This is a genomic window from uncultured Clostridium sp. (genome assembly GCF_900547735.1).
Classification (GTDB): domain Bacteria; phylum Bacillota; class Clostridia; order Lachnospirales; family Lachnospiraceae; genus Otoolea.
In genome coordinates this window covers 1-10,878 of sequence record NZ_URHZ01000120.1, presented here as the reverse complement: position 1 = coordinate 10,878, position 10,878 = coordinate 1, and the positions used below count along the sequence as shown (strand labels likewise).

Below are 10,878 nucleotides of genomic sequence, written 5' to 3'. Positions count from 1 at the left end.
GCTTCAAGGTCCCCTTCGGAAAGTTTTTCTCCTCCTTCCCCGGGCAGGTTGTCGATGGGACTGAAGACTCAGGGAAGGGTATTGTCGCGGCCACTAAGAAGCTGTGGTATCTGAATTGCTCCGGTATCACATTAACCACTGCTTTGCAGTGTACGTAAAACAGGATAGAACGTTGTTTCGCGCGGTTTTCACTCAGGATTTCTATTACCTCATCCTAAGTAAAAGCGGGCTCTCTGACAACACAATTCCCAGGTTTATAAAGAGACTGTTCCCGGGCATTTGAAGGCCCGTAGTGGCAGCGACAATACCCTCCCCCCTGAAGGAATAGAACAAATCAGCGGCCGCAGGCCAGTTTTCGGAATGTCGATCACCTTCGCGTCTTCAGTCCCGGTCATAACCTTCCCCACCCGCGACAACCTGCAAGCCGGGACTGAAGACTCACAACCTCCCCCTCACCATTCCGAACCCCGACCTTACGGCGGCGTTCTCCTTCCTCAATTAACCTCTTTTTTAGGAATTTGTTGAAATATGATTGCATATAGGGAAAAATATAGTAAAATATGGTGGTAGGCAAGTGCTGCAATTCAGTCTGCGGCGAAACAAGCAGCAAACAGCAGCAAAATAAATATGGAGAATGAAAGGCGGAAGCAGAAATGAAATTTTTTATCGACACAGCGAATGTAGATGAAATCAGAGAAGCAAACGACATGGGAATTATCTGCGGCGTAACTACGAACCCATCCCTGATTGCAAAAGAGGGACGTGATTTTAATGAGGTAATAAAGGAGATCACGAGCATCGTAGACGGTCCGATTTCAGGCGAAGTTAAGGCTACTACGGTAAAGGCTGAAGATATGATCGCGGAAGGCCGCGAGATTGCAAAGATCCATCCGAATATGGTAGTTAAAATTCCAATGACGGCAGAGGGACTTAAGGCAGTTAAAGTGCTTTCATCCGAAGGAATTAAGACAAATGTTACCCTGATTTTCACGGCTAACCAGGCTCTTCTGGCGGCAAGGGCAGGCGCATCTTATGTTTCCCCATTCCTTGGAAGACTAGATGACATTTCTACAAGCGGAACCGATCTCATCTATGATATTGTTCAGATTTTCGATAATTACCCGGAGATTTCCACTGAAATTATCTGCGCTTCAACCAGACATCCTCTTCACATTATAGAGTGTGCGAAGGCCGGCGGAGATATCGCGACCGTTCCGTTCAAGGTTCTGATGCAGATGATAAAACATCCTCTGACCGATCAGGGAATTGAGAAATTCAAAGCTGATTATGAGGCTGTATTCGGCAAATAATTTAGGAATAAGCTCCAGGAAAGGAATCCGGAATGGAAATTTTAGAACTGAAGAAAAAAGCAAATGAGGTCCGCAAGGGAATCGTGACGGCTGTCCATGCAGCAAAGTCCGGCCATCCGGGCGGTTCCCTGTCTGCGGCAGATATTTTTACCTATCTCTATTTTGAGGAGATGAACATTGATCCAAAAGAGCCGAAGAAGGCGGACCGGGATCGTTTTGTACTGTCCAAAGGCCATAATGCGCCGGGACTTTATTCCGTGTTAGCCGAAAGAGGATATTTTCCCAGGGCGGATCTCTTAACACTCAGACATATTGGTTCCTACCTTCAGGGCCACCCGGATATGAAACACATTAACGGTGTAGATATGTCGAGCGGTTCCCTGGGACAGGGAATTTCCGCGGCGGTAGGTATGGCGGTGTCCGCTAAGATGAGCGGCGACTCCTATCACGTATACACTCTGCTCGGAGACGGAGAGATCCAGGAGGGACAGGTCTGGGAGGCGGCGATGTTTGCCGGACACAGAAAGCTGGATAATCTGACGGTTATCGTGGATAACAACAATCTTCAGATTGACGGATCCATTGAAGACATCTGCTCCCCGTATCCGATCGACAAGAAATTTGAGGCATTTAATTTCCATGTAATCTGCGTGGAAAATGGAAATGACATGGAGCAGCTTAAGAAAGCGTTCGATGAGGCTAAGACGGTCAAAGGCATGCCGACTGCCATCATAGCAAATACGCTCAAAGGAAAAGGCGTGTCCTTTATGGAAAACGTAGCTTCCTGGCATGGCAAAGCCCCGAATGATGAGGAATACGAAAAGGCCATGAAAGAACTCGAGGAGGCGGGAGCGGCTCTGGATGCTCCGGTTTCGGGCGGGGCGGCATCAAATCAGGAAAAGGCGGGTGGCGCAGATGGAAAATAAGAAGAAAATCGCAACCCGGGAAAGCTATGGTAATGCTCTGGCAGAACTGGGAAGGAAACATGAAGACCTGGTAGTACTGGACGCCGATCTGGCGGAGGCAACGAAGACGGCAATATTCAAGAAGGAATTTCCGGAGCGTCATATAGACTGCGGAATCGCAGAGTGTAACATGATGGGAATTGCAGCAGGCATTGCAACGACAGGAAAAGTTCCGTTTGCCAGCACCTTCGCGATGTTCGCGGCAGGCCGGGCGTTTGAGCAGATCCGCAACTCCATCGGATATCCGCATCTGAATGTTAAGATAGCGGCAACCCATGCCGGAATCTCCGTCGGTGAGGACGGAGCAACCCACCAGTGCAACGAGGATATCGCTTTGATGCGTACAATCCCGGGGATGGTGGTTGTAAATCCTTCCGATGATGTGGAGGCCAGGGCGGCTGTTGAGGCTGCTTATCAATATAACGGCCCGGTATACCTGCGCTTTGGTCGTCTGGCAGTTCCGGTTATCAACGACAATGAAAACTACCGTTTTGAACTCGGAAGAGGCGTTGTCCTGAAACGGGGCAGGGATGTTACGATTGTGGCAACCGGCCTTTGTGTTTCGGCGGCTTTAGAGGCAGCGGAGCTTCTGAAAGAAGACGGAATCAGTGCAGAGGTAATTAACATCCATACAATCAAGCCAATCGACGAGGAACTTCTGATTGGCTCGGCCGGAATGACCGGCAGAGTCGTGACCGTGGAGGAACATTCCATTATTGGAGGCCTCGGAAGTGCGGTATGTGACGTGCTCTCCGAGCAGTTCCCGGTACCGGTATATAAAATCGGTATCCGCGATACATTCGGCGAATCAGGCCCCGCTCAGGACCTTCTCAGGAAATACGGTCTGGACGCAGAGGGAATCAGAACCCAGGTTGCGGAGTGGATGAAAATCAGAATGTAAAACGGTGCAGACAAAAATCTGCCGGGATGTTACAGATTCGAAGATACGGTTAGAATAAAGCGCAGTAACTGTGCAGAGATATAAGGGGATATGAGTATGAGGGGCGGCCTGCACACGGCGCTCCGAAAAGCTTATGATATAAGGCGGCGAATTTTTGCCGCCGAATCAGGGCGGGATACGGCAGCAGGAAAAGGGCGCCGTTTCCCGCCCTTTTTGTCTGGTAAAACGTTATGGAGGGATGACGTTATTGACGGCAGAGAGCGGACAGAAACGGCGTGATAATATAATTTTATCCGATATAGATTGCCGGATGGAAAAATTGTTTTTCATGTGATATACTAAATCTAAAGCATAATATTTCTTAACATTTCAAGCGGAAAACCGCATCTTAAGTCAATTCTTAAACTTAGATTTTCAGGAAATCTTGATGCTTTGCAGAACCCTATTTTATCATGCAGAGAGGTTTCCGGAATATCGTTGAGCGGCGGAGGCCTCCTGCGGTTACAGAAGACGGTGTAAGATTTATGGACAATCTCACAGCGTTACAAAGGAGGTACGGAATGAGAAAAATGCAGAACAGGGAAAACACTATCAGAGAGAGTGGGAACGGCGCAGGAGCCAGACGAGCTTACAAGGCCAGGCTGTTTGAGATGATTTTCAGCGACAGGAAGGAATTGCTCGCACTGTATAATGCAGTGAACGGAACGGCGTATGAGGATCCGGAACAGTTGGAAGTTAATACGCTGGAAAATGCAATTTATATGTCGATGCGCAACGATCTTTCATTTATCATTGATTCAAGGCTGACACTGTATGAGCATCAGTCGACCTACAGTCCGAACCTTCCGCTGCGGTGTCTGATGTATGCGGCGGATTTATATTCGGTGCTGACGAGAGAAGAGAATCTTTACGGGACAAAACTTGTAAAGCTGCCCACTCCCCGGTTTGTTATTTTTTATAATGGGAGGAAGGACATCGGCGACTTACAGGAGATGAAACTGTCGGAAGCATTTACCGTGGCGGAAGAGGAATATTCACTGGAGCTGAGGGCGATCCTTCTCAATATCAATAAGGGACACAACGAGAGGCTTTTATCGGCCTGTAAAACGCTGGGTGATTATGCAGAGTATACGGAACGAGTGAGGACCTATGCGGGGACGATGAGCCTTAAGAACGCGGTAGAGCGAGCGGTGGAAGAGTGTATCAGGGACAATGTGCTGGCAGAGTTCCTGAAAAACAACAGAGCGGAGGCGATGAAAGTGAGTATTTATGAGTATGACGAAGAAAAGACGATGAGGCAGATGCGGGAAGAGGGTCATGAGGAGGGAGTAAAAGAAGGAAGGGAAGAAGGCCGTGAGGAAGGTGAAAAGTCCTTTGCCATACTGGTCAAGAGACTGTTGGAAGATTCTCGTCAGGACGATCTCCTTAAAGCGGCGGACGACCGGGAATTCAGGGAACTGCTTTACCGGGAATATGGACTGAAAGAGGATGCCGAGTAAGGAAAAGAAATACAGCTACAGGAAGTACCGTAGCCGAAGCCCGATAGAAAAAGAATGCTCCCAAGGCGGATAACACGCTTTGGGAGCATTTCCATTGGTGGGGGAATTGCAGGTAATGTACTTTTGGAGCATCAGCGGGCAGTTCTGTTTACAATATATCCGGGGACGGTGCAAAGCATGGTTTTTATCTCCTGTCCGGTAAAACCTTCGCCCAGCAGTGTTTCAATAAAGCGCAGCATTCCCGTGGCGGGATGTTCGAAGCCGGCCTGTCCGCGATCGGTTGCCAGATAGACGCGGCCGGCGCCCACCTCTTTTATGTTGGATGCCATCTCCTGAACGGAGACGGAGCCTTCTGCGATATTGAGCCAGTTTTTTTCAATCAGCACACCGGTATCGGCCAGTTCTTTCTGAACGGCTCCGGTGGATTTGGTGCGGTCCCATTCAGGGTGCGTCAATATCATATTGACGCCGTACCGGCGGCCCTCTTTACATAAGGCATAGGACTCCTCTGAATTCAGATGGCCTGTTGCAAGGTAAGCGCCATATTTTTTTACAATCTCAAAAATCTCAAAAATTTCTTTTTTCAGTTTCCCGTGTTCATCAAAAATTGTAATACCGGGGCGAGAGAAAAAGTCCCCGGGCATATCACCATATTTCAGGCAGTTTTCTGAATCTCTGGTAGGCATCCAGATAATCACAGCCCCCATTTTTAATGAGTTTTCAACCGCATAAGGGTTCAGCCCGCCGACCGGATGATTCAGGACAAGTCCGCCGTATGCTTTAGCTGAACAGTGGCTGTGAAGATTTACCAGTGCGGCCCGCGATGCCGTGCAGCCGTAATGGGCTTTTATCATGACACCGGCCATTCCGGCATCTGCGGCTTCCTGTATCAACTCAAAATCATCCAGGGCCCGGTGAAAGGCAGAGGGTTCGGTATGAGTGTGAAGATCATAGCCGCCTTTAATAAGTTCTTTTGCTTTTTGACGATATAAATCCGAAATAAAGAATGATTGCTCCATAATTCCTCCTAATAGAATTTACGTTCCTTTTACTTTGAATAGATAATATCATCTTTTTAAATGATAGTAAATATTAAATATGAAAAATAAAGAATAAAATATAATATAAAAAAGAAAATTTATATTTTTATAGAATGGAAAGGAGATGAATAGAAGATGAACCAAAGGAGCTTTATTATGTGGAGGGAAAACATAACGAGTGGATGTTTGACGGAGATTCGAAGTTTGAGTCTCTGGCGGACGTGTTAGACGATTTCTTCAAGAAGTATTTATAAGTTCAGACGTACCGGAGTTACAGAAACGGAGGGCATACCGCATCCGGCTTTATCAAAAAGCTGCCGGCGGTATACCCTCCGTTTTCTGGCTGCAGGCCGTGGACGGAATGTACAGGCTGCACTTTATGGAAAAAGGCTCATTTATCTGATAAAGATATCGACCTTTTCAAGTTCAGTTTCAAGTTCTTCGAGTATCTTCATGGAATCCGGGCCGAGCCGGCGGACGAGTCCCGCAGTAAGCGCTTCCGCAATGAACATGAAGGGAAGGATGCCGCAGCCTGCATTTACCGAATTTGTATCGATCATGATATCGGCATACCGTGCAATCGGATTCAGGGAAGTATTGGTAATCAGGATGATCGGGATGCCTTTGTCGCGGCATACGGCCGAGGCGTCGATGGTGCGCTTCGTACAGGGCCAGGCTGAGAAGATAACAATCACATCCTCCTCCGGCGTCAGGCGGAATATTTTATCATATAAAAATTCGCTTTCATCGCTGAGCTGCCTTACATGGGGATAAAAACGGTCGATAGCAGATTCCAGATAAAGTGAGGCTGTCCGGGAAGAGCGCAGGCCCAGTAAATTAATGCGGGAACTCTGCATCATCAGGGAGAGGGCCTTATCAATCTGCTCAATATTCTTAGGTGTTATAAAATTCTCAACCGTATGGGTGGTGTCAAACCAGAGCGTGTGTAAAATATCGGAATCCGAGTGGCTGGATACGGTCTGAAAGCTGTTCTTAATTCCGATATAGGAAGACGCGTTGTTTTTCAGGGAAACATTCAGAAGTGCACGGCGAAAATCACTGTAACTGTCAAAGTGAAGCGTTTTTACAAGACGCATCACCGTGGTGGGCCCCACGCCGGAGTATTCGGCCAGTTCCGCCACAGTCATCATACCCGCATCTATATAATTCAAAACAATGAAATTGCATAAGATTCTCTGCTTTTTGGGCAGCACATCTTTAATCTGAGTGATTGTGTCGATAATATTATTTTCCATAATCGATACCTCCATGGGATATTCTTGTGTTCATTAGTTACAGTTTTGCCGAAGGCTGAACTGTAACTAAATGATGTACGGAAACGGTGCTTTTCACCGTTTTGCGCCGCACAACTCGGGATTTTCATAAAAAGCGTGAAAACACCTCGCGGAATACATCATAGCTGAACTGTTACGTTTATTATACGGCCGGGAGAAAAGGGTGTCAAATGATTATGAGTTAAAATAAAATTAATTTCATTGAAAAAAGGAATTCAAAATTTATTTATGTATAAAATAAACAAAAAAGATTATTTAAATTGTTAAAAAGGATGAAAAACAAATATTTATATTAAAAAGGTTGAAATATTCTTTTATAGGGTGTATAGTGTTGTTACAGCAAAGAAATAAGGAAAAGCAAGAAAGCATATCAAGAGGAAAACCAAAAAGGAGAGAGAATTATGAAAACAAGAGAAGTAGTATTTTACAGCGAAGGCGACAAGATGGTGGGATCCGTTTATCTTCCCGACGACTATAAAGAGGGGGAGAAGAGACCGTGTATCATTGCCAACTCCGGCTGGACGGGACTGAACATGGTGTATCCGGCTTTATTCTCAAGAGCGATGACAGCGAGAGGATATGTCTGCATGGGCTTTGATTACCGCGGATTTAAACCAAGTGAGGGAACGGAGAAGTACACCACTCTGGAAAGAGAAGTCGAAGATATTGCAGCAGCCGTAAACTTTATGAAGGCACAGCCTGAAGTTGATCCGAAGAGAATCGGCTTAATCGGCTGGGGCGTCGGTGGAGCCGTCTGCGTGGAAGTAACGGCCAGGGAAGAGGCGGTCAAAGCGGTTGCCACCCTGAATTCCTTTGTAAACGGTGTACGCTGGATGCGCATGGGTATGGGAAATGATAAGTATAACAAGATGTTAAGAGCTCTTGAGCAGGATAAAATTACGCGTGCCACGACAGGAGATCTGGTTCTGAGACATCCTTACGAGTTCTATCCGAACATTGACGAGAGCGGAGATTTCTACGTAGACCAGACCCTGAAAAAAATCAACGGAGGCGTTTCCGAGCAGGCCAATGAGGCAAATGGTGAGGAATTCCCAACTCCGATGTCCAGTGCATATGCAGAGTCCTTTATCCGTTTTAACATTGAAGCCACACTTCCAAAACTGGCGCCGAAGGCAGTTTTCGTAGGCCATGGAAGATACAATGAACTTCATGATAAGATTGAGGCAGAAGAGGCATACCGCCTTGCAAATGAGCCGAAGGAGCTTTACTATGTAGAGGGAAAACATAACGAGTGGATGTTTGACGGAGATCCGAAGTTTGAGGCCCTGTCAGATGCGTTAGCCGAGTTCTTCAACAAGTACTTATAATATAGAAAGAAGCAATAAAAGCCGTTATAAGATTTAAAGGGGTATACAAAAACAGGAGGCCGGATTTTCCCGGTCTCCTGGCTCATAAAGGAGGAGGGGAACAGGGTGAAACAATATAAGTTAGCAATGGTTCAGATGGATTGCGGCTTCCTGGATAAGGAGGCAAACATCGAAAAGGCTTCCCGGATGGTCAGGGAGGCGGCCGCAAACGGGGCTTCACTGGTATGTCTGCCGGAGGCGTTCAATACGGGATATCTTGGAACGGATATTCCGGCCATGAAGGAAATGGCGGAAACACTGGACGGAACAACGGTTACGCAGATGAGAAAACTGGCCAAAGAGCTTAAAATCTATCTGGTGGCTCCGATTATATTTGCAGCGGAAAACGGGGAAACGGAGAATACGGCGGTTCTGATCAGCGATGAGGGAATCATAGAGGGGACCTATTCAAAAACTCATCCGGTAGGGGATGAGCGGACTTATTTCCAGCGGGGAAAGCAATATCCTGTCTGGGATACGAAACTAGGGAAAATTGGTATTGTAATTTGTTATGATGTCTGCTTTCCGGAGACAAGCCGGATTCTGGCGCTTGAGGGAGCGCAGCTGATGCTGGTTCCTGCCGCATGGAGAGCCAGTCATTATTTTAAAGAGTGGTGGGATTTAAATCTGGCCTGCCGCGCTCTCGACAATCTGTTTTATGTAGCGGCCGTGAACCGATGCGGGCAGAGCGGAGAAGAAATATTTGCAGGAAAAAGTCAGGTTATCAGCCCGGTAGGAGAAGTGCTGGCAGCCTTTGGGGTAGAGGAAGAAGGAATCTTATACCAGGATATTGATTTGGACAGGGTCGGCAAAGAACGAGATTTTAATACGGTTCTGATTGACCGTCATCCGGAAGATTACAAAGTCCTGTCGGATCGATAGGGAGATGGAGGAGGAACGTTTCATGGAAAAGAATAAAAAGAGTACAATGCAGCTTCGGAAAATGACATTTTTCCCGCCATTCATATTGCTGCTTTTGATTGTTATTGTGAGCCTTGTGAGTAAGGATACATTTTTAAACCTGATTAATAACGTAAATAACTGGATTATCGCCAATGTGGGCTGGATGTTCAGCATTATCGCGGTGGGCACGGTTCTGGTAGCTATCGCAGCAGCTTTTTCAAAATTTGGAAACGTCAGGATAGGCGGCGAGGATGCCAAACCTGAGATATCTACATTTTCATGGTTTACCATCGCCCTGACGACAACGATGGCGGCAGGAGTTCTCTTCTGGGGACCCGCAGAGCCAATCGCACATTTCAGCGCGCCTCCTACGGAACTGACCGGAATCGCTCCCATGAGCAGCGAAGCCCTCAAGTTCTCTATGGAGACTATGTTTTTACACTGGACCTTTATTCCATACGCAATCTATACGGTACCTGCGGTTGTGTTTGGCTTTATGTATTATAATGCAAAGAGACCATTCTCCATTACCTCTGAGATGGCTCCGGCACTGGGAAAATTTGCGGAAAATAAAAATACATCCAAGATTATCGATGCCATGACATTATTCTGTATCGGAGCTGGTATGGCGGGTTCACTGGGACAGGGCATTATGAATATGTCCGGCGGAATTGCCGAACTCACCGGTATCCCCAGCAACGCCTCCATGTGGCTGATCGTTGCGGTTGTGATTGCGGCTATCTTTATTGCCACAGCCGTTTCCGGACTTCAGAAGGGTATCAAGCTCTGCGCCGATATTAACGTATACGGTTATGTTATTTTCCTGCTTTTCCTGTTATTCTTTGGCGCGACGGCGTTTGTATTTAACCTGGGAACAGAGGCGTTCGGCGGATTTATTGCAAACTTCTTTGAAAAATCCCTGCTGACGGGAGCTTCCGCCGACAGCCAGTGGCCGCAGTGGTGGACCACCTTCTACTGGGCGAGCTGGATGGCATGGGCGCCGACATCGGGTGCCTTCATGGGCCGTATCGCTTACGGAAGAACGGTAAAGCAGACGCTGGGGTTATACGTTGGCGTATGTGCACTGGTAAGTGCGCTCTGGATGATTCTCGTCGGTGGAAACTCATTATTTGCACAGGTCAGCGGAGCCGTTGATCTGGTTGGAGTATACAATAATGTCGGTGTGGAGGCGGTTCCCTATTCCATGCTGAGAAGTATGCCGTTCTCACAGATAATTATTCCGCTGTTCCTGCTGCTCATTTTCTTATCCGTTGTAACGGCCTGCAATTCCAATATGACGGCTATGGCCGGAATCTCAACACAGGGAATTACACCGGACAGCCCGGAAGCGCCATCCTGGTTAAAAATTGCCTGGGGCATTATCGTTATGACACTCGCTTATATTATGATTGCAACGGTAGGTGTAAACGGAGTAAAGATCATCGCCAACTTTGGCGGTATGTTTGCCGGAATTATCATGCTGGGTACGACGGTAAGCTGCGCAATACTGATTTTCAACCATAAGAAATATGATAAGACGTTGAAATAAGGATTTAGTTGAGATGCGAGGACGCCTCTGTAAGACGGCGGACGGGGTA

9 protein-coding genes are annotated in these 10,878 nt (G+C 47.2%); 7 read left to right on the top strand and 2 right to left on the bottom strand.

The window, feature by feature from the left end; all coding sequences use genetic code 11:
• Positions 1 to 653 precede the first annotated feature (653 nt).
• The 4 genes from fsa (at position 654) to QZT18_RS22530 (ending at position 4,675) form a co-directional block, all read left to right on the top strand.
• Positions 654 to 1,310, top strand: coding sequence for a fructose-6-phosphate aldolase (fsa, locus tag QZT18_RS22545; protein WP_294151805.1), 657 nt, complete (start codon positions 654 to 656; stop codon positions 1,308 to 1,310).
• Between the two features lie 32 nt (positions 1,311 to 1,342).
• Entirely contained in the window at positions 1,343 to 2,236 is an 894-nt protein-coding gene (locus QZT18_RS22540) for a transketolase (protein ID WP_294151803.1), read from the top strand.
• The gene (locus QZT18_RS22535) at positions 2,226 to 3,176 is read left to right on the top strand and encodes a transketolase family protein (protein ID WP_294151801.1); all 951 of its coding nucleotides are present in this window, start codon (positions 2,226 to 2,228) and stop codon (positions 3,174 to 3,176) included. Before QZT18_RS22540 ends, QZT18_RS22535 begins: the two co-directional genes overlap by 11 nt.
• A gap of 560 nt (positions 3,177 to 3,736) precedes the next feature.
• Positions 3,737 to 4,675, top strand: coding sequence for a hypothetical protein (locus QZT18_RS22530; protein WP_366925957.1), 939 nt, complete (start codon positions 3,737 to 3,739; stop codon positions 4,673 to 4,675).
• 131 nt (positions 4,676 to 4,806) lie between these two features.
• Here QZT18_RS22530 and QZT18_RS22525 read toward each other — a convergent pair whose 3' ends face one another.
• Both QZT18_RS22525 and QZT18_RS22520 read right to left on the bottom strand, forming a co-directional pair.
• Entirely contained in the window at positions 4,807 to 5,694 is an 888-nt protein-coding gene (locus tag QZT18_RS22525) for a DUF6282 family protein (protein WP_294151799.1), read from the bottom strand.
• Positions 5,695 to 6,110: 416 nt separating this feature from the next.
• A complete protein-coding gene (locus QZT18_RS22520) occupies positions 6,111 to 6,971 on the bottom strand; it encodes a MurR/RpiR family transcriptional regulator (RefSeq protein ID WP_294151798.1) in 861 nt (286 codons plus the stop codon).
• A 386-nt stretch (positions 6,972 to 7,357) separates the two neighbouring features.
• Here QZT18_RS22520 and QZT18_RS22515 point away from each other — a divergent pair, with 386 nt between their 5' ends.
• From QZT18_RS22515 to QZT18_RS22505, 3 genes are all read left to right on the top strand, one after another.
• Entirely contained in the window at positions 7,358 to 8,338 is a 981-nt protein-coding gene (locus tag QZT18_RS22515) for an alpha/beta hydrolase (RefSeq protein WP_294151807.1), read from the top strand.
• A 105-nt stretch (positions 8,339 to 8,443) separates the two neighbouring features.
• A complete protein-coding gene (locus QZT18_RS22510; RefSeq protein ID WP_294151797.1) occupies positions 8,444 to 9,259 on the top strand; it encodes a carbon-nitrogen hydrolase family protein in 816 nt (271 codons plus the stop codon).
• Positions 9,260 to 9,281: 22 nt separating this feature from the next.
• The gene (locus tag QZT18_RS22505) at positions 9,282 to 10,829 is read left to right on the top strand and encodes a BCCT family transporter (protein WP_294151796.1); all 1,548 of its coding nucleotides are present in this window, start codon (positions 9,282 to 9,284) and stop codon (positions 10,827 to 10,829) included.
• The last annotated feature ends 49 nt before the right edge of the window (positions 10,830 to 10,878 follow it).